The 21,118-nt window shown below is 74.5% G+C and carries 24 protein-coding genes; 16 read left to right on the forward strand and 8 right to left on the reverse strand.

Annotated elements, in window-relative coordinates:
- The first annotated feature begins 3 nt into the window (after positions 1-3).
- The 3 genes from cysT to ACFWN3_RS16800 are packed head-to-tail and all read left to right on the forward strand — an operon-like array spanning position 4 to position 2,710.
- Positions 4-897 carry a sulfate ABC transporter permease subunit CysT gene (cysT, locus tag ACFWN3_RS16790; protein WP_377641562.1) on the forward strand — a complete coding sequence of 298 codons (894 nt, stop codon included), beginning with the start codon at positions 4-6 and terminating at the stop codon, positions 895-897.
- On the forward strand, positions 894-1,703 hold the full coding sequence (locus tag ACFWN3_RS16795) for a sulfate ABC transporter permease (protein ID WP_377641564.1): 810 nt from the start codon (positions 894-896) through the stop codon (positions 1,701-1,703). The genes cysT and ACFWN3_RS16795 overlap by 4 nt, the downstream gene beginning before the upstream one ends.
- Positions 1,700-2,710, forward strand: coding sequence for a sulfate/molybdate ABC transporter ATP-binding protein (locus ACFWN3_RS16800; RefSeq protein WP_377641566.1), 1,011 nt, complete (start codon positions 1,700-1,702; stop codon positions 2,708-2,710). Before ACFWN3_RS16795 ends, ACFWN3_RS16800 begins: the two co-directional genes overlap by 4 nt.
- 19 nt (positions 2,711-2,729) lie before the next feature.
- On the opposite strand, the gene ACFWN3_RS16805 is transcribed toward ACFWN3_RS16800, so the two are convergent.
- From ACFWN3_RS16805 to ACFWN3_RS16815, 3 genes are read right to left on the reverse strand one after another with little or no spacing between them, the layout of a single operon-like run.
- Positions 2,730-3,182 (reverse strand): hypothetical protein, encoded by a 453-nt coding sequence (locus ACFWN3_RS16805; RefSeq protein ID WP_377641568.1) that lies wholly within the window; start codon positions 3,180-3,182, stop codon positions 2,730-2,732.
- On the reverse strand, positions 3,182-3,865 hold the full coding sequence (locus tag ACFWN3_RS16810; RefSeq protein ID WP_377641570.1) for a maleylpyruvate isomerase family mycothiol-dependent enzyme: 684 nt from the start codon (positions 3,863-3,865) through the stop codon (positions 3,182-3,184). Before ACFWN3_RS16810 ends, ACFWN3_RS16805 begins: the two co-directional genes overlap by 1 nt.
- A gap of 11 nt (positions 3,866-3,876) precedes the next feature.
- Entirely contained in the window at positions 3,877-4,506 is a 630-nt protein-coding gene (locus ACFWN3_RS16815) for a DsbA family protein (RefSeq protein ID WP_377641572.1), read from the reverse strand.
- A 72-nt stretch (positions 4,507-4,578) separates the two neighbouring features.
- On the opposite strand from ACFWN3_RS16815, the gene ACFWN3_RS16820 reads away from it, so the two are divergent.
- Positions 4,579-5,013: a MarR family winged helix-turn-helix transcriptional regulator gene (locus ACFWN3_RS16820; protein ID WP_377641574.1), complete on the forward strand. Its 435-nt coding sequence runs from the start codon at positions 4,579-4,581 to the stop codon at positions 5,011-5,013.
- Here the strand turns inward: ACFWN3_RS16820 and ACFWN3_RS16825 are convergent.
- Positions 5,004-5,573, reverse strand: coding sequence for a dihydrofolate reductase family protein (locus tag ACFWN3_RS16825; RefSeq protein ID WP_377641576.1), 570 nt, complete (start codon positions 5,571-5,573; stop codon positions 5,004-5,006). The two genes, ACFWN3_RS16820 and ACFWN3_RS16825, sit on opposite strands and share 10 nt — an antisense overlap.
- Before the next feature lie 56 nt (positions 5,574-5,629).
- On the opposite strand from ACFWN3_RS16825, the gene ACFWN3_RS16830 reads away from it, so the two are divergent.
- The 7 genes from ACFWN3_RS16830 (at position 5,630) to trmD (ending at position 12,796) form a co-directional block, all read left to right on the forward strand.
- Positions 5,630-6,094: an RrF2 family transcriptional regulator gene (locus ACFWN3_RS16830; protein ID WP_377641578.1), complete on the forward strand. Its 465-nt coding sequence runs from the start codon at positions 5,630-5,632 to the stop codon at positions 6,092-6,094.
- Between the two features lie 188 nt (positions 6,095-6,282).
- A complete protein-coding gene (gene rpsP, locus ACFWN3_RS16835) occupies positions 6,283-6,864 on the forward strand; it encodes a 30S ribosomal protein S16 (RefSeq protein WP_377645639.1) in 582 nt (193 codons plus the stop codon).
- Positions 6,865-6,866: 2 nt separating this feature from the next.
- Complete coding sequence (locus ACFWN3_RS16840) at positions 6,867-7,109, forward strand: RNA-binding protein (RefSeq protein WP_377641580.1); 243 nt, start codon at positions 6,867-6,869, stop codon at positions 7,107-7,109.
- Between the two features lie 138 nt (positions 7,110-7,247).
- Positions 7,248-7,730: a hypothetical protein gene (locus ACFWN3_RS16845; RefSeq protein WP_377641582.1), complete on the forward strand. Its 483-nt coding sequence runs from the start codon at positions 7,248-7,250 to the stop codon at positions 7,728-7,730.
- 104 nt (positions 7,731-7,834) lie between these two features.
- Positions 7,835-11,008 carry a BMP family ABC transporter substrate-binding protein gene (locus ACFWN3_RS16850; protein WP_377641584.1) on the forward strand — a complete coding sequence of 1,058 codons (3,174 nt, stop codon included), beginning with the start codon at positions 7,835-7,837 and terminating at the stop codon, positions 11,006-11,008.
- Between the two features lie 29 nt (positions 11,009-11,037).
- Positions 11,038-11,577 (forward strand): ribosome maturation factor RimM, encoded by a 540-nt coding sequence (rimM, locus tag ACFWN3_RS16855; protein WP_377641586.1) that lies wholly within the window; start codon positions 11,038-11,040, stop codon positions 11,575-11,577.
- A 1-nt stretch (position 11,578) separates the two neighbouring features.
- A complete protein-coding gene (gene trmD, locus ACFWN3_RS16860) occupies positions 11,579-12,796 on the forward strand; it encodes a tRNA (guanosine(37)-N1)-methyltransferase TrmD (RefSeq protein ID WP_377641588.1) in 1,218 nt (405 codons plus the stop codon).
- Positions 12,797-12,806: 10 nt separating this feature from the next.
- On the opposite strand, the gene ACFWN3_RS16865 is transcribed toward trmD, so the two are convergent.
- From ACFWN3_RS16865 to ACFWN3_RS16880, 4 genes are all read right to left on the reverse strand, one after another.
- Complete coding sequence (locus ACFWN3_RS16865; RefSeq protein WP_377641590.1) at positions 12,807-13,460, reverse strand: ATP-binding cassette domain-containing protein; 654 nt, start codon at positions 13,458-13,460, stop codon at positions 12,807-12,809.
- On the reverse strand, positions 13,457-14,290 hold the full coding sequence (locus ACFWN3_RS16870; RefSeq protein ID WP_377641592.1) for an ABC transporter ATP-binding protein: 834 nt from the start codon (positions 14,288-14,290) through the stop codon (positions 13,457-13,459). The genes ACFWN3_RS16865 and ACFWN3_RS16870 overlap by 4 nt, the downstream gene beginning before the upstream one ends.
- Positions 14,277-17,147: a hypothetical protein gene (locus ACFWN3_RS16875; protein WP_377641594.1), complete on the reverse strand. Its 2,871-nt coding sequence runs from the start codon at positions 17,145-17,147 to the stop codon at positions 14,277-14,279. Before ACFWN3_RS16875 ends, ACFWN3_RS16870 begins: the two co-directional genes overlap by 14 nt.
- A gap of 106 nt (positions 17,148-17,253) precedes the next feature.
- The gene (locus ACFWN3_RS16880) at positions 17,254-18,012 is read right to left on the reverse strand and encodes an ABC transporter permease (protein ID WP_377641596.1); all 759 of its coding nucleotides are present in this window, start codon (positions 18,010-18,012) and stop codon (positions 17,254-17,256) included.
- A 221-nt stretch (positions 18,013-18,233) separates the two neighbouring features.
- On the opposite strand from ACFWN3_RS16880, the gene rplS reads away from it, so the two are divergent.
- The 5 genes from rplS to ACFWN3_RS16905 are packed head-to-tail and all read left to right on the forward strand — an operon-like array spanning position 18,234 to position 21,030.
- Positions 18,234-18,593: a 50S ribosomal protein L19 gene (rplS, locus tag ACFWN3_RS16885; protein ID WP_377641598.1), complete on the forward strand. Its 360-nt coding sequence runs from the start codon at positions 18,234-18,236 to the stop codon at positions 18,591-18,593.
- A 52-nt stretch (positions 18,594-18,645) separates the two neighbouring features.
- Positions 18,646-19,170, forward strand: a complete 525-nt coding sequence (locus tag ACFWN3_RS16890) for a hypothetical protein (RefSeq protein ID WP_377641600.1) — start codon at positions 18,646-18,648, stop codon at positions 19,168-19,170.
- Complete coding sequence (gene lepB / locus ACFWN3_RS16895) at positions 19,167-19,919, forward strand: signal peptidase I (RefSeq protein WP_377641602.1); 753 nt, start codon at positions 19,167-19,169, stop codon at positions 19,917-19,919. The genes ACFWN3_RS16890 and lepB overlap by 4 nt, the downstream gene beginning before the upstream one ends.
- Positions 19,916-20,719, forward strand: coding sequence for a ribonuclease HII (locus ACFWN3_RS16900; RefSeq protein ID WP_377641604.1), 804 nt, complete (start codon positions 19,916-19,918; stop codon positions 20,717-20,719). The genes lepB and ACFWN3_RS16900 overlap by 4 nt, the downstream gene beginning before the upstream one ends.
- Positions 20,716-21,030, forward strand: coding sequence for a DUF2469 domain-containing protein (locus ACFWN3_RS16905; protein WP_030527975.1), 315 nt, complete (start codon positions 20,716-20,718; stop codon positions 21,028-21,030). Before ACFWN3_RS16900 ends, ACFWN3_RS16905 begins: the two co-directional genes overlap by 4 nt.
- Positions 21,031-21,118: the final 88 nt, after the last annotated feature.

Raw genomic sequence — 21,118 nt, forward strand, 5'->3', positions numbered from 1 at the left:
GCCATGACCGCGACGACCCTTCCCCGCGGGGACTCGTCCACCGCACCCGCACCACCGTCGGAGCAGCCGGCCGGCGCCCCTCCCACCACGGAGGGGCGCCGGCCCGCGGCCACGCCCGGGCGCGCCCTCGGCCTCGGCGTCGTCGGGCTCTGGCTCAGCGTCATCGTGCTGCTGCCCCTGGCCGCCCTCACCGTGCGCTCCTTCGACGAGGGGCTCGCGGGCTTCTGGGACGCCGTGACCGCACCCGTCGCCCTCGCCGCGCTCGGGGTGACCCTCGGCGTCTCGGCCGTCGTCGCGATCGTCAACGCGGTCATGGGCACGCTCATCGCGTGGGTGCTCGTGCGCGACGAGTTCCCCGGCAAGCGCGTCGTCAACGCGCTCATCGACCTGCCGTTCGCGCTGCCGACGATCGTCGCGAGCATCGTGCTGCTCTCGCTCTACGGGCCGAACAGCCCCGTCGGCATCCACCTCAACGCCACCCGGTGGGCGCTCGTCGTGGCGCTGGCCTTCGTGACGCTGCCCTTCGTCGTGCGCTCGGTCCAGCCGGTGCTCATCGAGCTCGACCGCGAGGTCGAGGAGGCCGCGGCCTCGCTCGGCGCGTCCAACCGGGCCACCTTCCGCCGGATCGTCCTGCCGACGCTGGCGCCCGCCATCATCGGCGGCACCGGGCTGGCGTTCGCCCGCGCGGTGGGGGAGTACGGCTCGGTCGTCCTCATCGGCGGCAACATCCCGCGCGAGACCCAGGTCGTGTCGCAGTACATCCAGCAGCAGATCGAGATCGACCGCCCGGTCAACGCCGCCGCGGTGTCGGTCTCCCTCCTCGCCGTCTCCTTCCTCACCCTGTTCGTCCTCCGGCTGTGGTCGGGCTGGACCCAGCGCCAGCAGGCCCGCTCGTGAGGACGTCGCGCTCGACCACGATCACGCTGCGCTCCGTCGCGCTGCTCTACCTCGTCGGCCTCCTCGCGGTGCCGATCGGCGTCATCCTCTGGCGGACCTTCGCCCCGGGCGTCGGCGCGTTCGTCGAGTCGGTCCAGACCCCCGCCTCGATCGCCGCCCTCAACCTCTCGCTGCTCATCGTCGCGATCGTCGTGCCGCTCAACGTCGTCTTCGGTGTCGTCACCGCGATCGCCCTGGCCCGGTGGAAGGTGCCGTTCCGCGGGGCCGTCCAGGCCATCGTCGACCTGCCGTTCGCGGTGTCGCCGATCGTCGTCGGCGTCTCGCTCATCATGCTGTGGGGCGTCTCGGGGTGGTTCGGCGGCATCGAGCAGTCGACCGGCATCAAGGTGATCTTCGGCCTGCCCGGCATGGTCATCGCCACGGTCTTCGTCACGCTGCCCTTCGTCGTCCGCGAGGTCGAGCCGGTCCTGCACGAGATCGGTGTCGAGCAGGAACAGGCGGCCTCGACCCTCGGGGCCTCGGCGTGGCAGACCTTCTGGCGGATCACCCTGCCCGCCATCCGGTGGGGGCTGACCTACGGGGTGATCCTCACCGTCGCCCGGGCCCTCGGCGAGTTCGGCGCGGTGATCATGGTCTCCTCGGGCTTCCCCGGGGTCTCGCAGACCCTGACCCTCCTCGTCCACTCGCGCTACATCGACGACCACAACACCTACGGCGCCTACGCCGCGGCCACCCTCCTCATGGGGCTGGCGATGGCGACGCTGCTGTTCATGACCCTGCTCGACCGCAAGAGGAGCACCCGATGATCACCGTCACGAACGCCCGCAAGACCTACGGCGACTTCGTCGCGCTCGACGACGTCGGCATCGAGATCCCGTCGGGCTCGCTCACCGCGCTCCTCGGGCCGAGCGGGTCGGGCAAGTCGACGCTGCTGCGCTCCATCGCCGGGCTCGAGGGCCTCGACGGGGGCGTCGTCACGATCGGCGGCGTCGACGTCACCCACCAGCCCCCGCAGAAGCGCGGCATCGGGTTCGTCTTCCAGCACTACGCCGCGTTCAAGCACATGACGGTGCGCGACAACGTCGCCTTCGGCCTGACGATCCGCAAGCGGCCCAAGGCCGAGGTGAAGACGAAGGTCGACGAGCTCCTCGAGATCGTCGGGCTCGACGGCTTCCAGCACCGGTACCCCTCGCAGCTCTCCGGCGGCCAGCGGCAGCGGATGGCGCTCGCGCGCGCCCTCGCGGTCGACCCCCAGGTCCTCCTCCTCGACGAGCCCTTCGGCGCGCTCGACGCCAAGGTCCGGGCCGACCTGCGCCGGTGGCTGCGCCGGCTCCACGACGAGGTCCACGTCACCACCGTCCTCGTCACCCACGACCAGGAGGAGGCGCTCGACGTCGCCGACCGGATCGCGGTGCTCAACCACGGCCGCATCGAGCAGGTGGGCGACCCGGTCTCCCTCTACGAGCGGCCGGCCAACGACTTCGTCATGTCCTTCCTCGGCTCGGTGGCCCGGCTCGGCGGGCAGCTCGTCCGCCCCCACGACATCGTCCTCGAGCGCGACCGCACGGCGGCGCACACCGCTGACGCCCGCATCCCCGGCTCTCCCGGCGTCGTCGAGGCGACGGTCGAGCGCGTCGTGCGCCTCGGCTTCGAGGTGCGCGTCGAGCTGCGCGCCGACACGGGCGAGCGCTTCGCGGCCCAGGTCACCCGTGCCGAGGCCGACCGCCAGCGGTTCGAGCCGGGCGAGACCGTCCACGCCCGTGCCTCGCGCCCGGCCGACGCCACCGACGCCGAGCCCGCCCTCGCCATCTGAGGTCGGCCGGCGTCGCCGCTCAGCCCCGGACCCCTCGCTCCTCGGCGGCGTACTCGTCGAGGGTCGGGATCCACTGCCGCTGGATCATCCGGTGCAGCGCCGTGTGGTGCACGACGAAGAGGAGCAGCCGTTGCCGGCGGATGTCGGTCGAGGTCCACTCCGCCCGCACGAGGCTGCCCCCGCCCGGCCGGGGGGTCGCCCGGACGAGGCCCTCGCCGCCCCCGCCGTAGCTGGCCTCGACGAAGACCCAGCGGACGATCTCCGGATCCGACCAGTCGTAGCGGGAGACCACCCACACCGGTGACCGGGGGCTGCTCTCCTTCGCCTCGGCCCAGTCCTCGCCGAGGCCGCGCAGCTCGTACGTCGCCGGGTCGAGGGTGCGGTGCCACGTGCGCAGCCGGCGCGCCGAGAAGTCCGTGAACGCGCGGCGGACCTGTTCGGGTGAGGCCGTCGTCGAGAGGTCGAACCTCATCAGCCCTCCTGGGCGGCGGCGCGGAGGACGTCGGCGCCCTCCCCGGAGAGCCGGCCCAGCGCGGCGGGTCGCCCGGTGAGCAGGAGCAGGATCGCCCCGATCGGACCGGCGACCTCCGTGCCCCGGCCGCGCTCCCAGTCGACGTCGGTGGCGCGGAACCGGTGGCCGTCGAGGGGCAGGCGTCGGTTGACCCACGCGAGCCAGGTCCCCCGCGTGTCCCAGCGGCGGGTCGCGGCGAGGGCGCAGGGCCCTGGTCGCATCTCGAGGTCCAGGGCCAGCGGGACCGCGATGTCCTGGCTGTGCACGAGGGCGTCGGTCAGCGTCTCCAGCGGGGTGACGAAGGAGTTGTGGCGGCGCGAGCCGATCGTGGCGCGGATGGCGTCGGTGATCTCGGTGGTCGTCAGCTCCCGTGCCCTGATGACCGCCGACTCCCGGATCGTCGCGTTGAGGGTGACGCTGCGCAGCATCCGGGGATGGCGGGCCATGAAGCCGAACAGGTCCCCGAGGGTCTGCTGCTGCAGGGTGAGGTGGGCGGCGACGTGGCGCACGGTCCAGCCCCGGCACAGCGAGGGGTGGTCCCACTGGTCGGCCGAGAGGCCCTCGAGCAGGCGCGTCGTCCGGGCTCGCTGGTCGTCGATGCCGGCCCAGAGGGCGTCCGTGTCGGCGGTGGTCATCGTGGTCATCTGCTCCTCCTTCAGGTGAAGACCGGGGGTCGTTCCCGGGTCCGCTTCAGCTCGAAGAACTGCGGGTACCTCGCGAGGAGGCGGGCGCCCTCGAAGACGTCCTCGGCCTCGGCTCCCCGGGGGATCGCGTTGAGGACGGGTCCGAAGAACGCGACGCCCTCGATGGAGGTGATCGGCGTCCCGACCTCGCTCCCGACGAGGGCGACCCCGGCCTCGTGGCTGGTCCGCATCGCCGCGTCGTGCTCCTCGGACTCCATGGCGTCCTCGAGGTCGAGGGGCAGGCCCACCCGCGGGAGGGCGACCCGCAGCACCTCGCGGTACTGCTGCGCCGACGGCCGGCGCCACTCGTCGAAGACGAGCTCGCCGAACGCCGTGTAGAGGTCGCCGAGGACCTCCTCCCCGAAGCGCGTGGCCGCGGCGGTGGCCACCCGGGCCGGTCCGCGCGTCGCCTCGACGGTGCGTCGGTAGTCCGCGGCGACGTCGGTGCGGTGCTCGTTGGCCAGGTAGAGGCTCATGACGTGGTGGCGCACGACGAGCGGACGACGCCGGCCGACCTCGTGCAGCCAGCGCGACGCCGTCCACGAGTACGGGCACACCGGGTCGAACCAGAAGTCGACCGTCACCGCACGCCGCTCCATCATGGCTCCCGTCCCTACAATGGTCCTATGATCGGACTACTATAGTTCGACTGTGGGACTATGTGAAGAGGTGAGATGACCCGTCCGCTGCCGACCAGCCTGTTGATGTTCATCGCCGCCCGAGCGGCCTCGGCCCGCATCTTCGAGGCGGTCCAGGGCTCGGGGTTCGACGACATCACCATCGCCCAGAGCCGCCTCATGATGGGCATCGACCCCGACGGCACCCGGCTGAGCGTGCTGGCGGCTCGCGCCCAGATCGCCAAGCAGACGGCGACCGCGCTCGTCGACAAGCTCGAGCGCGCCGGCTACGTCGAGCGCGTCCCGGACCCCGCCGACGGCCGGGCACGGCTCGTGCGGCTCACCGCCCGCTCCCACGCGGTCATCCCGCACGCGCGCGCCGAGGAGGACCGGATCGAGGCCGAGTGGTGCGACCACCTCGGCCCCGAGCGGATGGCGCAGCTGCGCGAGGCACTCGAGGCCCTGCGCGAGGTCACCGACCCCTACCGCTGAGCGCGCCCGGCGCCGGTCCGGCGGTAGCGCTCGAGGACGATGCCGTTGTCGAAGGGCCGGGCCTCGACGAGGTCGAAGGCCAGGGTGGTCCCGACCGGTGGGAGGTAGGGCGTCCCGCCACCGACGACGGCCGGCGCGCGGAACACGCGCAGCTCGTCGACGAGCCCGAGGCCGAAGGCCTGCGCGGCCAGGTCCGGCCCGCCGATGGAGACGTCACCGTCGGCGGCCGCGAGCGCCGCGTCGACCTCCTCGGCCACCGACCCCGTCGCGAGCCGGGCGTTGCCGGAGACCGTCCCGAGCGTCTGGCTGAAGACGACCTTGGGCAGGGCGCACCACACGTCGGCGAAGGCTGCGTGCGCCGCGGTCCGGCGGAACGCGGGGTCGGTCTCCCAGACGAGCATCGCCTCGTACAGGCGGCGCCCCAGCAGGTACGCCCCGAGCGAGGCGACCTCGTCGTGGTGGGCGGCGAACACCTCGTCGCTGGGGGTGCTGAACCCGATGTCGCCCCCGCGGTCGGTGACGAAGCCGTCGACCGAGACGGTCATCGAGTACACGAGCACGGCGCCACGATAGTTCGGTGGCGCCCGGCCGTCAGGGGCTGCGCCACACTGGCGGCGTGGACATCTCGGCACGCACCGACTACGCGGTGAGGGCGATGCTCATCCTCGCCGAGGCGCAGCGTGACGGTCTCGGCCTCGTGAGCGTCGAGACCCTGGCCCATCGGCAGGAGCTGCCGCGCAAGTTCCTCGAGGCCATCGCGGCGGACCTGCGGGGAGCCGCCCTCGTCGTCAGCACCCGCGGCGCCCGCGGTGGGTACGCCCTCGCGCGGCCGGCGGCGGAGGTCTCGCTCGGTGACGTGTTCCGCGCCGTCGACGGTCCGCTCGCCGAGGTCCGCGGCCTGCGACCGCACGAGACGAGCTACGAGGGGGTCGCCCGGCACCTGCCGACGGTGTGGGTCGCCGTGCGCTCGAGCCTGCGCGAGGTCCTCGACGGGACCACCCTCGAGGACGTCCTCACCGGCTCGCTGCCCGCGCGGGTGCGCCAGATGGCGGCGGCGCCGGACGCCTGGCGCAACCGCTGAGCCCACGTCGCGGGGCGGCCCGAGGTCGGGGGCACCCCCGGGGATCTGGCACAATGGACGGCTGTACCCGTCCGGACGGCACGCACCAGCGGCCACCGGACCGGACGCCTACACCGAGCATCCGGCACCCCGCGCGATCCGTGCGCGGTCTCGCCGCGCTCACCATGAACCAAGGAGTGACCACCACCGTGGCCGTCAAGATCCGTCTGAAGCGCATGGGCAAGATCCGTGCACCGTACTACCGCGTCGTCGTCATGGACTCGCGCACCAAGCGTGATGGCCGGGCCATCGAGGAGATCGGCAAGTACCACCCCACCGAGGAGCCCTCGTTCATCGACATCGACAGCGAGCGCGCGCTGTACTGGCTCGGCAACGGCGCCCAGCCGACCGAGGCCGTCGCCGCCCTCCTGAAGATCACCGGTGACTGGCAGAAGTACAAGGGTGAGCCCGGCACCGAGGGCACGCTGAAGGTCAAGGCCGCGAAGACGCCGAAGAAGGACCTCTACGAGGCCGCCCTCGCCGCTGCCGGCAAGAGCGCCGCCGAGGACACCTCGGGCGCCACCACCGCGAAGAAGCGTGCGGCCAAGAAGGCCGAGGCCCCCGTCGAGGAGACCCCGGCCGCCGAGGCCGCCCCCGTCGCCGCCGACACCGACTCCGGTGCCGCCGCGGCCGAGAGCACCGACGTCGACGCCGACGCGACCGCCACCGAGGCCCCCGTGGCCGAGGCCCCGGCCGCCGAGGCCACCGAGTCCACGGACGAGAAGGCCTGACGGTGCTCGAGGAGGCCCTCGAGCACCTCGTCACCGGCATCGTCGACCACAAGGACGAGGTCCAGGTCCGGCGCAAGGAGCTGCGGCGCGGTGAGATCCTCGAGGTGCGCGTGCACCCCGAGGACCTCGGTCGCGTCATCGGCCGCTCCGGCCGGACCGCCAGCGCGCTGCGCACCGTCATGGGTGCGCTCGCCGGCGGTCGCCAGATCCGCATCGACATCGTCGACACCGACCGGGTCCGCTGACCCGTTCCGCCCGTGACGGCGGGGCTCCCCACACCGGGGTGCCCCGCCGTCCGCGTTGAGCGATCGTTGAGCGGTGGCGCGGACGCTCTGACCCACGACCCGGTCCAGGAGCGGCCGGGCGGAGCGGAGGAGCCGACCATGACCACATCCATCCCGCGGGCCCACCGGATCTCGCGCGTCCTGCTCGTCACGGGGCTCGCCGGTGTCGGCATCGTGCAGCCGGCCACCATCGCCATGGCCGCAGACCCGTCGGTCACCCTCACCGCCGACTCGGTCCTCGGCGAGGAGGGCACGTTCACCGCCGACGGCGGGCCGTGCGCGTCGGGCACGACCGCTGAGCCGGGTGGCGTCACCGTCACCGAGCGCCGCAAGAAGCTCGTGTTCGACCTCGAGAAGGTCTTCACCTGTTCCGACGGGTCGGGCTCGTTCACCGTGCGGATCCACGCGACGTACCAGCCGTGTCTCCCCAGCGACCGCGGCGTGTGGACGGTGGTCGGCGGAACGGGTCGCCACACCGCACTGCGAGGACACGGCACCCTCGTCGGAACCTACTGGCCCGGGCCGTGCGACGACGCTCAGGGCATCACCGACGTCCTCGTCGGCACGATGCGGGCTCGCTGAGACCTCGCCCACCACGGCACTGTCGGCCGCGGACGGCCGGGCGTACATTCACGACCGAGGGTCCGTCTGACATGCGCGCGTGACGCGGGAACGGAGGATGCCGCGTGGACCCGGCCGTCACCGTCCCCCGCGACGTCCGCGCACGTCGCCCCCGCGTCCTGGGTCGCCTCCTCGGCGCGGTGGCGGTCGAGGTCGACGGTCTCCCGCTCGACCTCGGCCCGCCGCGACAGCGCGCTCTGCTCGCGCTCCTGCTGAGCCGTGCGGGCCGGGTCGTCGACGTCGACCACCTCGTCTCGGCACTGTGGGGCGAGGATCCTCCGCGAACCGCCGCCCACGCCGTCCAGGTCTACGTCTCGGACCTGCGGCGACTCTTCCTCGCGGCGTGCGGCCGGCCCCTCGTCCTGACCCGTCGGCCCGGCTATCTCATCGACCTCGCCCCGAGCGAGGTCGATGCCGGTCTCGTCGAAGCAGCCCTGCTCCGCGCCAGGGCCTTGGAGTCGACGGGTGACCGGTCAGCCGCGCTCGAGGTGCTGCGGCCGGCCGCGGCGAGGTGCGAGAACTCTCCGCTGGAGGACATCCGTGAGGACGGGGTGCGGGCCGAGGTCGTCGCGCCCCTCGACCGGCTGCGCACCGACGTCTGGGACCAGCTCGCCCGCTGCGCCCTGGGCCACGGCGATCTCGAGACCGCGGCATCGGCCGCCCGGCGGTCGCTCGCCATCGACCCCTACGGGGAGGAGGCGCGCGCCGCCGAGATGGAGGCGGACTACCGGCGCGGACGCCACGCGCACGCGCTCCGGTCGTTCGCGACGCTGCGACTCCTCCTCGCCGAGGAGCTGGGCGTGGATCCCTCGCCGCGCCTCGTGCAGCTCCACGAGAGGATGCTCCTCCACGACCCCTCCCTTGACGGCACGGCCGAGGCCGCCGCCGGACGGAACCCCTACAAAGGGCTGCGGCCCTTCACCGAGGACGACGCAGCGGACTTCTTCGGCCGCGTCGGTGTCGTCGACGACCTCGTCTCCCGGCTGGAGGACGGCTCCCGGCTGCTCGTGCTCGTCGGCCCTTCCGGCGGCGGGAAGTCGAGCGTCCTGCTCGCGGGCCTGGTGCCCCGGCTTCGGCACGGTGCCGTCCTGGGTCTCGCACGGTGCGTGGTCGCCATGGCTCCTCGGGCGGGCTCGGAGGACCAGCTGCGCGCGGCGGTGGCAGCGGCCGAGGCGACGGCAGGGGAGGGAGGGGCGGTGGTCCTCGTCATCGACCAGCTCGAGGACCTCCTGGCCGCTCCGGAGTCGGGAAGCGTCCTCACCTGGCTCGCCCGGGAGGTCGAGGCCCGGGGGCGCCTCAGGGTCGTCGCGGCACTGCGGGCCGACCACTACGACCAGCCGCTGGAGCACCCACTGTTCGCGCGGGTCTTCACCGGGGCGGTCGTCAACCTCCTGCAGCTGACCGCCGCCGAGCTCGAGGAGGTGGTGCGGGCACCGGCCGCCCGGGTGGGCCGAGGGGTCGAGCCGGCGCTGCTCGCCGAGCTCATCGGGGACACGGTCGCCCAGCCGGCGGCGCTGCCCCTCCTCCAGTACGCCCTCACCGCCCTGTTCGACCACGCCGACGGAGCGGTCCTGACCCTCGCTGACCACCGCGCCGTCGGCGGGGTCCGCGGCGCCCTCGTCCGACGTGCCCAGGCGTTCCGTGCCGAGCTCGGCCGGGACGAGGAGGCCGCGCTCGCCCAGCTCCTCGTGCGGCTGAGCGACGTCGACGACGTGGGCCGCGCCCGCCGTCGCGTGCTGCGGGTCGGAGAGGTGGCGGCCACCGCACCGGACCCCCTCGTGGTGTCGCACGTGCTGGGGCGCCTCAACGACCTTCGCCTCGTCACCTACGACCGGGACGCCGACGGGGGCGGGACCGTCGAGCTCTCGCACGACGCACTCTTCCTCGAGTGGCCCTGGCTGCGGGAGCTCGTCGAGCGGCACCGGACGACCATCCGCCGTCACCAGGCGTTCGTCACCGCGCTGGACGCCTGGGAGGTCACCGGTCGCGACCCCGCCTACCTGCTCCCGCGCACTCGGCTCGACGAGGTGTCCTCGTGGGAGCGCGAGGGCGTCCTCGTCCTGACCGAGCGCGAGCGGGCCTTCCTCGGGGCCGGACTCGAGGTCGCCCGCGACGCCGAGCAACGGGCGCGCGAGGAAGAGGCGCAACGGGAGCGGATGGACCGGCGTTCACGTCGCCGGCTGCTGATGCTGTGCGTCGCGGTGGTGGCGTTGGTGGCGTCGGTGACCGTGGCTCTGGTCCTCGCCGGTCGTGCGGCTCCGCACGTCTCCCTTGTCGTGCACGATGACGGGGACGTCCACGTGCTGGTGGAGCGAGGGCTGGACGACGCGGGGACGGGACGGGAGCTGGTCCGGGAGAAGGTCGTCGTCGAGCCTGGTGCGACGGCGGAGGTCGATGCCGTCGCGGCCCGCGGCCACGTCGACCTCGTCGTGAGCACGGCCCTCGACATCGACTTCACGACGATGGCGCGGCGTCATCCGTCGACGCGCTACCTCCTCGTCGAGCGGGAGGGAGAGGGGCCCAACGTCACCGTCCTGGCGTTCGCCGACCAGGAGAGCGCCTACCTCGCCGGTGCGGCGGCGGCCCTCACGACGCGGACCGGGAAAGTGGGGTTCCTGGGTGGTGTCGACACGGCCGTGTTGCGACGCTTCGAGGCAGGCTTCGTCGCCGGAGCCGCAGCCGCCGATCCCGACGTCGTCGTCGCGGTCGCCTACTTGTCGACCCCGCCTCGCTACGACGGCTTCGTCGACGCCTCGTTGTCCGCTGCTGGTGCGCAGGCGATGGTCGACGGTGGGGCGGACGTCGTCTACACGGCATCGGGGACCGCACAGCTCGGGGCCCTGAGCACCGTGACCCGGCTGGCCGAGGAGAACCGCCGTGACCTCTGGGTCATCGGCGCGGACGTGGACGCCTACCACGACGATCGCTGGCAGACCTCGCCTCGGTCCCGTGAGCACGTGCTCACCTCCACCGTGAAACGGTTCGACGTCGCGACGCGGGCGGCAGTCGACGACTTCCTCGCCGGGCGTCTCGAGGCCGGACGGCGGGTGACCGACCTCGCGGACGGCGGCCTGTTCCTGGCGACGAGTGGCGGCCACCTCGAGGGGGTGGCAGACCGTCTCGCGATCCTGCGGTCCGAGGTGGTGAGCGGCAGGGTCGTCGTCCCGTGTGTCCCTCCCGGCCTCACCTCCGCCGCAGCTGCCGCGGCGGCGGCAGGGGCCAAGTGCCCGCCGGGCTGACGTCGCCCCCCGCCTGAGAGGATGTCCGCGTGAGCGAGTCCACCGTCGTCGCCCGGATCGGCAAGCCGCACGGCCTGCTCGGTGAGGTCACCGTGCAGCTGCACACCGACGAGCCCGAGCGCCGCCTGGCCGTCGGCGCGGTCCTCGACACCGAGGCTGCCAGGGGCACCGGGGTCCCGCGGGCCCTTCGGGTGCGGTCCACCCGGGTCCACAACGGCGTCTGGCTCGTCGCGTTCGACGAGATCCCCGACCGCACCGGCGCGGAGTCGCTGCGCGGGACCCGGCTCGTCGTCGACGACGACGGCACCGACGCCGCGGCCGACGACGGCGACGACGTCTTCCGCGAGGAGGAGCTCGTGGGCCTGCGCGTCGTCGACCCGTCGGGGGCCGACCTCGGCGCGGTCGCCGGCCTCGAGATCGGCGCCGCCCAGGACCGCCTCGTCGTGACGCTCACCGACGGCCGCGAGGTCCTCGTCCCGTTCGTCGAGGCGATCGTCCCCGAGGTCGACGTCGAGGGCGGCCGGGTCGTCCTCGACGCCCCCGCAGGGCTGTTCGACCTCGGGAGCTGACGTGCGCCTCGACGTCGTCACGATCTTCCCGGAGTACCTCGCGCCCCTCGAGCTCTCCCTCATCGGCAAGGCCCGCCGCGACGGCCTCCTCGACCTCCACGTCCACGACCTGCGCGACGCCGCCCACGACCGGCACCGTACCGTCGACGACAGCCCGTTCGGCGGAGGGGCCGGCATGGTGATGAAGCCCGAGCCGTGGGCCGAGGCGCTGGACCGCGTCGTCACCGAGGGCGCCACCGAGTCCGCTCCGGTCCCGCACCTGCTCGTGCCGGGCCCCGGCGGGGTGCCGTTCGACCAGGCGATGGCGCGACGCCTCGCCGAGGAGCCGTGGCTCGCCTTCGCGTGCGGCCGCTACGAGGGCCTCGACGAGCGCGTCTACGAGCACGCAGCGGAGCGGATGCCGGTCACCGTCGTCTCGCTCGGCGACTACGTCCTCAACGGGGGAGAGGTGGCCGTGCTCGCGATGGTCGAGGCCGTCGGCCGCCTGTTGCCCGGCGTCGTCGGCAACGCCGAGTCGCTCGTCGAGGAGTCGCACGAGGACGGGCTGCTCGAGTACCCCGTCTACACCCGCCCGGCGCGGTGGGAGGACGGCGACGTCGTGCGCGAGGTGCCGCCGGTGCTCCTCTCGGGTGACCACGGCGCCATCGCCCGGTGGCGCCACGAGCAGCGCCTGGCCCGCACCGCGGCGCGCCGCCCCGACCTCCTCGCCGCGGCGGGCGCGACCGGCGCGCTCGCCGACCTCGACGTGCGCGTCGCGACCGCCGCCGACGTCCCCGAGCTGCGCGTCCTCCAGCTCGCCTGCTGGGTCCCCGAGGCCCGGGTCTCGGGATCGTGGGGGATTCCGCCGCTCGACGAGTCGGCCGAGGACGTCGCCCGCGGCCTCGAGGAGTGGACGACGTGGGTCGCGCGCGTGCCCGGCGACGGCACCACCCCGGGCCGGCTCGTCGCCTCGGTGCGCGGGCGGCTGCGGACCGGTGACCCCACGGTCTGGGAGACCGGCCGGCTCATGGTGGCCCCCGACCTCCAGGGACGCGGCCTCGGGCGCGCGCTCCTCGCCCTCGCCGAGGCGGGGGCACCGCCGTCGGTCGAGACGTTGTGGATCAACACCGGTGTGGTGAACGCCGCCAACCAGCGCCGGTACCGGCGGGCCGGCTACCGGGCCGTGCCCGGCGAGGGGTCCTTTCCCGGCACCGTCGACCTCACCAGGCGCCGCCGCTGACGCAGCGCGCTCAGGCGCGGTGACGGCCGGCGTCGAGGTGCACGACCCGGTCGGCGGCCTCGACGAGGCGGGGGTCGTGCGTCGCGACGAGCACCGCGCACCCCTCGGCGGCCGCGCCGAGCAGCCGCTCGACGACGAGGTCGGCGTGGGCCTCGTCCTGGTGGCTCGTCGGCTCGTCGAGGACGACGACGTCGGGGCGCAGGCTGGTGGCCCGGGCGATGGCCACCCGCTGCTGCTCCCCGCGGGACGCCTGCGCGGTCAGCCGGTCGGCGAGGTGGGCGATGTCGAGGGCGTCGAGCAGGTCGCGGCGCTCGGGCGCCCCGTGCAGCCACGCCGGCAGGTGGACGTTCTCGGCGACGGTCAGCTCGAGCGGCAGACCGAAGCGCTGGGGGAGCGCCGCGACGCGGGACCAGTCGGACGGGCCGGCCGCCGGGGCGTCGTGGACGAGGACCGTGCCGTGGTCGGGCGGCTCGAGTCCCATGACGAGCTGGCACAGGGTCGACTTGCCCGACCCGGACCGGCCCTCGACGACGACGACCTCGCCGGCGGCGACGACGAGCGAGACCCCGGCGATGATCGGCACCCCGGGCGAGCGCCGGCCGTGGGTGACGTCCTCGACCCGCACGACCGCCCCGACGTGCCCGACCCGTTCAGCGGCGCTCACGACGCGTCCTCCGGTGGCTCGAGGACGACCCGGCCGCCCTCGAGGCGGAGCGTGGCCCGGCGGTCGGGGAAGAGCAGGAGGGCCTCCGGGGGGAGCTGGACCCGTCCCGTCGGGTCGATCGTCGCCCGGGCCTCGGCCCCGGCGCGGCGCTCGGTCGAGACGACGCCGTGGCGCAGGGCGACGACCCGGTCGCTCGCCGCGACGGCATCGGGGTCGTGCGTGGCGACGACGACCGCGCTGCCCGCCTCGGCGGTCCGGCGCAGCTCGCCCAGGACGAGGGCCGCCGTCTCCTCGTCGAGCTCGGCCGTGGGCTCGTCGCACAGGACGAGGGTCGGCGTCCCGACGCAGGCACAGGCCACCGCGAGCCGCTGCTGCTCACCGCCGGACAGCCGGGCCGCGAGGACCGAGGCCCGGTCGCCCAGCCCGAGGCGCCCGAGGAGGTCGACCCCCTCGGCGTCGGTGCCGCCACGCCATCGGGCGGACTGCTCGAGGTTCTGCCGCGCGGTGAGGTGCGCGAACACGCCGTCGGTCGGGCGTTGGGGGACCCAGGCGATGGAGCGCCGGCTCAGCCGCCGCCGGTCCGCAGGGCCCATCGTCGACGTCGGGCGCCCGAGGACCGCGACCTCGCCCCCGCTCGGGCGGTCGCGCAGCGCGAGCAGGGCCAGCAGGGTGGACTTCCCACTGCCCGACGGCCCGGTGAGGGCGGTCAGCGAGTGCCGGTCGAACTCGGCGTCCACCCCGCGCAGGGCGTGGGTCTCGCCGGTGGCCGTGGGGTAGATGCGCACCAGGCCCGCGCAGGTGGCCGCCGCCTCGGGGTCAGTCCTCGCCACGGAGCACCTCCACGGCCGAGCGCGACGAGGCCGCCAGGCGCATCGCCAGCGCCGCGGCGACGCCGGTGGCGACGAGCCAGGCGATGCCGACGAGCAGGGCTGCGGTGGGCAGGACGAGCACGGCCGGCGGCCCGAAGCCGTCGCCGGGGTCGATGAGGACCCCGCCGGCGGGCCGCACGAGGGCGAGGGCGAGGGCGCCCAGGGCCGTGCTGAGGACGAGCACGACCGCGGTCTCGAGGGCGCGTGCCCGGGCCGTCGCCCGGCGGCCGGCCCCGGCCCACGCGAGCATCCGGTCGGCGGCGGGCGCCCGCCGCGCGAGCCGCACCGCGCCGAGGGCGACCGCGGCCGCGCCCAGCGCCGCGAACACCGCACCGAGGGCGACCTGGTAGCGCCGGGCCTGCTCGGCGGCCACGTACTCGGGCGACGAGCGGGCCTCGGCCACCGAGGCGATGACGTTCGCGCTGAGGCCGCGCGCGGTCAGCGTGGCCGCGGCGGCGTCGACCGAGCTCGACCACAGGTCGCTCTGGAACTCGACGGGCCGGTTGCGCGGGGTGCGCACCCCCGGCCGGAGGCGGGGGTCCTCGTTGAGCTGCGTGGCGAAGAACGCGTCCGCCGGCACGACGAGCGTCCCCGTGCGCACGCTCGGGAACGCCGCGGCGCTCTGCCGCACCGCGAGGCGGACCGTGAGGTGGAGGGTGTCGACGGCGAGGGTCGAGCCGACCTCGAGCCCCAGGTCCCCGACGGACCCGACGAGCATCGCCGGCACCTCCGCGCCGACCCCGTTGCGCCGGGTCGCGGCGGCGGACTCGGCGTCGAGCCGGGCCAGCTCCGGGAGCAGGGAGCGGGCGCGGGCGAGGGGTCCGCCCTCGCTGCCCCACGCGGCTGCCGCGGCGAAGGTCGAAGGGTCGACGAGGAGCAGCTCGACGCTCTCCCCGGTCGTCGCGATCGTGGTCCGGGCCCGCCACGTCACGCTCTGTCCGGGAGGCAGCACGGGGTTGCGGGCGACCGGGAGGTCCTCCGTGGGGATCTGCTGGCCGTCCTCGGGCTCGGGGACCTGGCGCGGGACGTCGGGGTCCAGCCGCCACGAGGTCGTCACGTTGTGGACGACGACGGCGCCCGCCCGCACCGCGGCCCGGTCCTCGACGAGGCGCTCGGTGGAGGTCAGGCCGGCGAGCGAGAAGACGAGCATGGCGACGCCGGTCGCGGCGATCGTCACCGCCACCTCGCGCGTGGGGTCCCCGGCCCGCAGGCGCCGGCCGGCCAGCCAGCCGGCGATGGTCCGGCGCGTCGGGGGGCGGGCGGCGCCGCGCCGACGCCGCAGGAGCGCGAAGAAGGTGCGGGAGCCGACGGCGGCGACGGCCGCGACCACGACCGGGGGGACGAGGACGTCGAGCGGCCCGAGCGCGGTGCCGCTCTCCTCCGGCCGGGTGAGCAGCCCGACGGTCGCGGCGACGGCCACGACGACGAGGACGAGGACCCACGGGACGCTGCGCTCCTCGCGCCCCCGGAGGCGCCGGGCCTCCCCGCGGGTCGCGGCGGCTGCCACGGCCGCGGTGAGGGCGACGGCGGCGAGGACCGCCAGCGCACACCACACGACCGAGGCGACGAGGGTGGACCGCGACGGGGTGGCGGCGCCGACGGCGGTGTCGACGAGGAGGCGCGCCACGAGCCACCCGGCCACGCCACCGACGAGCGCTGCGGGCAGCACCTCGACGGCGTGGAGCAGCCCGGCCGACGCCGGGCGACGTCCCGTCCCCGCCAGGAGCCGCACCTCGTGGCGTCGGCGACCGCTGGACCACCCGGCCGCCGCGACGACGAGGGCGAGGGCGAGGGCGATGCCCGCACCGGTCGTCACCGCCGTGCCCCGCCGGGCGGCATCGGCGAGCTGGTGGGCCCGTCCGGTGAGGTCGACGATCCCGCTGGCCACCCCGGGACGCAGGGCGGGCGGGGTGGCCCCCGGGCCGACGCCACCCACCAGCGCCAACCGCAGGTCGGCGACCGCCTCCGCGGTCCGGTCGAGGTCGGCGAGCCGCGGCCTCCGGCTGTCGAGCGGGGCGAGCGCGGACCAGAGGACCTCGTCGTCGATGTCGTCGGCGAGCTCGGCGGTCGTGGCGAGGTCGGCGACGGCGAGGTGCGCCCTGAGGGTGCGGGTGATCGGGTCGGTGGGGTAGCCCTCGGCCTCGAGGTCGCGCCAGAGTCGTTGTCCCGCAGGCGTGACCGGTGTGCGGCCGTCGGCCTCGACGGCGTACACGCCCGCGATGCGCACCGTCGCGTCCGCCGGCTCCGGCATCCCGCTGAGCGAGGCGACCAGGTCGTCGCCGGGTCCGACGCCGGTCGACCTCGCGACGGGCTCGGGCACCCAGATGCCGCCGGTCACGTCCGGAGCACTCGCCACGACGACGAGGCGGGCGGCCGGGTCGTCGACCCCGAAGAGCCGCACCGGTGCCCGGGCGCTGCCCCTCGTCAGCACGGGCCCGACGGGGTCGAAGTAGATGCGGGGGTGGAGCTCGGTCGAGACCGACTGGAGGGTGACCCGCGTGGGACCGAGGCCCGGGACGTCGTCGAGGGCCCCGGTGAGGAAGGCCTCCTGGGCCCTGGCCGGCTCGACGCCCCCGTTGACCCGCACGAGGGCGGCGTCGCGGGCGGGGGTCCCCGCCGGCACCGCGTCGAGGACGCGGTGCAGCGAGGCGTCGGCGACCGACTCGGCGTAGAGGGGTCCTGCAGCGGCCGACGCCGCGACGAGCGCGAGGACCGCGGTCATGAGGACGAGGCCGAGCGGCTCGCGCAGCAGCCGTCGCGGGGCGGCACGCCACAGCGGGGGGAGCAGTCGGCGCCGCGACGGGCTGCCGGCCGTCACCCCCGGAGTCCGCCTCGGCTTCCCGGCCACTCCCGGAGTCTGGCGCAGGTGGCCCCGGTTCGGGAGGGGGTCGGCGGGACGCGTCGGGGGTGCCGGCCTGACGCGGTCAGGGACGCAGCGACGCCCGGAGGTCGTCGGGCAGCAGCAGGGCGCGGCCGATGAGGTGCTCGGCCACGACGGCCGTCGTCGTCTGCGCGGCCATGATCCCGACGAGGACGAGCACCTGGGCGGCGGCCGCCTGGGCCGGGCTGCCGCCGCCGAGGAGCACGCCGATGAAGGCACCCGGCAGCGTGACGACGCCGGCGGTGCGGACCTGGTCGAGCCCCGGGATGAGCGCCTCGGGGATGCGCCGGTGGACCACCTCGCCCACCGCCTGGCTGCGGGTCAGGCCCAGCGAGAGCGCGGCCTCGTACTGCGGGTGCTCGTCGCGCAGCGCGTCGAACGCGCGGCGGCAGGCGAGGGTGTGCCCGTTCATCGTGTTGCCCGCGAGGATGCCGACGACGGGGATGAGCGCGATCCCGGTCGGCGGGATGGTCCTGGTCAGCAGCACGACCGCGACGACGGGCAGGAGGCCGGCCGTCATCGCCAGGGTCGCCCACGGCCACGAGCCCGTGGCGCCGATCCTGCGGACGGTCGTCACGACGGCGACGACGAACATGGCGCACAGGAGGAGCACCGACAGCGCGAGGGTGCGGGCCACCGCGGTGATGACGAGCGCCGCCACCCCCAGCTGCACGATCGCGCGGCCGGCGGCCAGCAGCGTGGAGCCCGGGCGGGGGAGGTCGCCGACGACGTAGACCGCCACGGTGAGGGCGAGGAGGATCCCGACCGCGAGGGCGACGGGCAGGCCCGGGTCGATCGTCACGCGGCCACGCTAGGGGAGGGGTGGCCGGATTTCGTGACGCGGCGCTCCCTCTGGCAGACTTGCTCGTTGCGCCACCGACTCACGGCCCCCGCCACAGGGGGAGTGCCCCGGACTCGTCCGACCGGCATGCGGCCCGGCCGGCGCACGACACTATCGAACATCACGGCAGTACCGACACCCGCGGGTGGCCTGTGGCAGGCCGCGAAGAAAGCGAATCCGTCATGCAGCGTTTCGACGAGCTCGACCTCGCCTCGCTCAAGAGCGACATCCCCGAGTTCCGCGCCGGCGACACCGTCAACGTCCACGTCAAGGTCGTCGAGGGCACCCGCTCGCGCATCCAGGTCTTCAAGGGCGTCGTCATCCGTCGCCACGGCGGCGGGGTCGGCGAGACCTTCACCGTCCGCAAGGTCTCCTTCGGCGTCGGTGTCGAGCGCACCTTCCCGCTCCACACGCCGATCATCGACCACATCGAGGTCGTGACCCGCGGTGACGTCCGTCGCGCGAAGCTCTACTACCTGCGTGACCTGCGCGGCAAGGCCGCCAAGATCAAGGAGAAGCGCGACACCCCGGTCGCCCGCTGAGGCCGTCCCACCGCACGCGCCGCACCCAGCAGGGCCGACTAGGCTCCGCGAGGTGACGACCCGTCAGCACGCCGACCCGGCACCCACCACCTCCGTGGCAGGGGCCGGGTCGCGTCGTCCCCGGGTCCTCGTCGTCCTCGTCGCGGCCCTGCTCCTCACCGCCCTCGTGCAGGGCCTGTTCCTCCAGTCCTACGTCGTCGCCGACGGCGACCTGTCGCCCGCCCTCGACCCAGGAGACCGCGTCCTCGTGTGGAAGGCCACCTCCGGCACCACCCCCGGTGACCTCGTCGTCGTCGACACGACCGCCGCCGCGCCCGTCGACCGGTCGACCCCCGTCGACGACGGCCTCGTCGGCCGCGTGCTGTCCGCGGTCGCCGACCTCCTGCGCGTCGACATCGGCCGCCAGGACCGGCTCGCCGTCGTCGGGCCGGGCCCCGGTCCCGACGTCGCGCTCACGGCTCCGGTCGCCGGAACCGTGCCCTCCGACGACGTCGTCGGACGGGTCCTCGTGCGGGTCTGGCCCCTCAGCCGCCTCGGTGGGGTCGACACCTCCGACCTCGGGCAGGCCGCCCGATGACCGCCCCCGACCACGTGTCCGAGACCGAGGAGGAGCAGGGGCCCCCGGGCGACTCCTTCCTCCACTGGGTCTGGGCCGCGGTGCGCGAGGTCGTCGTCGTCGTCGCGCTGGCCCTCGGCCTCTCCTTCGTCGTCAAGACCTGGCTGCTCCAGGCGTTCTTCATCCCGTCCGGCTCGATGGAGGACACCCTCCTCGTCGGCGACCGGGTCGTCGTGTCGAAGCTGACCCCCGGGCCGTTCGACCTCCAGCGCGGCGACGTCGTCGTCTTCGAGGACCCGGGCGGCTGGCTCGAGGCGCCCGTGCCCGTCGAGCGCGGGGCGGTGTCCGGCGCCCTCCACGACGGCCTCGTCTTCGTCGGCCTGCTGCCCGCGGAGTCCGAGGACCACCTCATCAAGCGGGTCATCGGGATGCCGGGCGACCACGTCGTGTGCTGCGACGCCCAGCGCCGCCTCACCGTCAACGACGTGCCCCTGGTCGAGGGCTACCTCAAGCCCAACGACCTGCCGAGCTCGATGAACTTCGACATCACCGTCCCGGAGGGCCGCGTGTGGGTCATGGGCGACCACCGCTCCGACTCCGAGGACTCCCGCTTCCACGACCCCTCCGGGTCGGGCCGCGACGGGTCGGTGCCGATCTCCGCCATCACCGGCCGCGCCGTCGCCACGGTCTGGCCGTTCGGCCGGGCGGGGTGGCTGTCCGCCCACTCCGAGACGTTCTCGGAGGTGCCTTCGCGCCGGGCCGCGCCGTGACGCCGGCACCGCGCGGGGGCCCGGGTCGCAAGCCGAGCCTGCGGGTGGAACGGGCCCTCCAGCGCGACGGGCACCGCGTCCTCGCGGGGATGGACGAGGTGGGCCGCGGTGCGCTCGCCGGACCGGTGACCGTGGGGGTCGTCGTCATCGACGAGACCTGCCGCTCGGCGCCCCAGGGCGTGCGCGACTCCAAGCTCCTCGTCCCGCACGCCCGCGAGCGGATGGTGCCGCGCATCCAGCGCTGGGCGCTCGCCCACGCCGTGGGTCACGCGAGCGCCGCCGAGATCGACGAGATCGGCATCATCGCGGCGCTGCGGCTGGCAGGGACCAGGGCGCTCGCGGCGTGCGGCGTCGTGCCCGACCTCGTCATCCTCGACGGCAACCACGACTGGCTCACCTCCCCCGAGGACGTCGGGCTCCTCGCGTTCGCGCACGAGGACACGGTGCTGACGCCGCCCGTCACGACGATGATCAAGGCCGACCTCACGTGCTCGTCGGTCGCCGCCGCCTCGGTCATCGCCAAGGTGACCCGCGACCGCATCATGGTCGGGCTCGGCGAGGAGGACCCCACGTACGGCTGGGTGGAGAACAAGGGGTACGCCGCGCCCGAGCACATCGACGCGCTGCGGTCCCACGGGCCGTCCGACTGGCACCGGCGGTCGTGGCGGCTGCCCGGGACGATGGATGATGATGCTGCCCTGACCGACCCGGAGGCCGACCCCGTCGCCGACCTGGTCACCGACCTGACACCGGCCCCCGTGGCCGTCGTCGACACCGAGCTGCGAGTGGGAGAGCGATGAGCTCCGAGGACCTCGAGAAGTACGAGAGCGAGGCGGAGCTCGCGCTCTACCGCGAGTACCGCGACGTCGTCGGCCTGTTCAGCCACGTCGTCGAGACCGAGCGGCGCTTCTACCTCTGCAACAGCGTCGACGTGAAGGTGCGCTCCGACGGTGGCGAGGTCTTCTTCGACGTGACGATGCACGACGCGTGGGTGTGGGACATCTACCGGCCGGCGCGCTTCGCGAAGACGGTGCGGGTCGTGACGTTCAAGGACGTCAACGTCGAGGAGCTCGCGAAGTCCGAGCTCGAGCTGCCCAAGGGCGAGTTCTAGGCGCTCGTCCACAGGGGGAGGTCCGCCCGAAGGTCGTCCACAGCTTCCGCGCGGGACTGTCCCCACGACCCTGGCGCCGGTTGGCTCG

Origin of the sequence: Oryzobacter terrae, from assembly GCF_042756445.1 — a bacterium.
In the GTDB taxonomy this organism is placed as follows: Bacteria; Actinomycetota; Actinomycetes; order Actinomycetales; family Dermatophilaceae; genus Oryzobacter; species Oryzobacter terrae.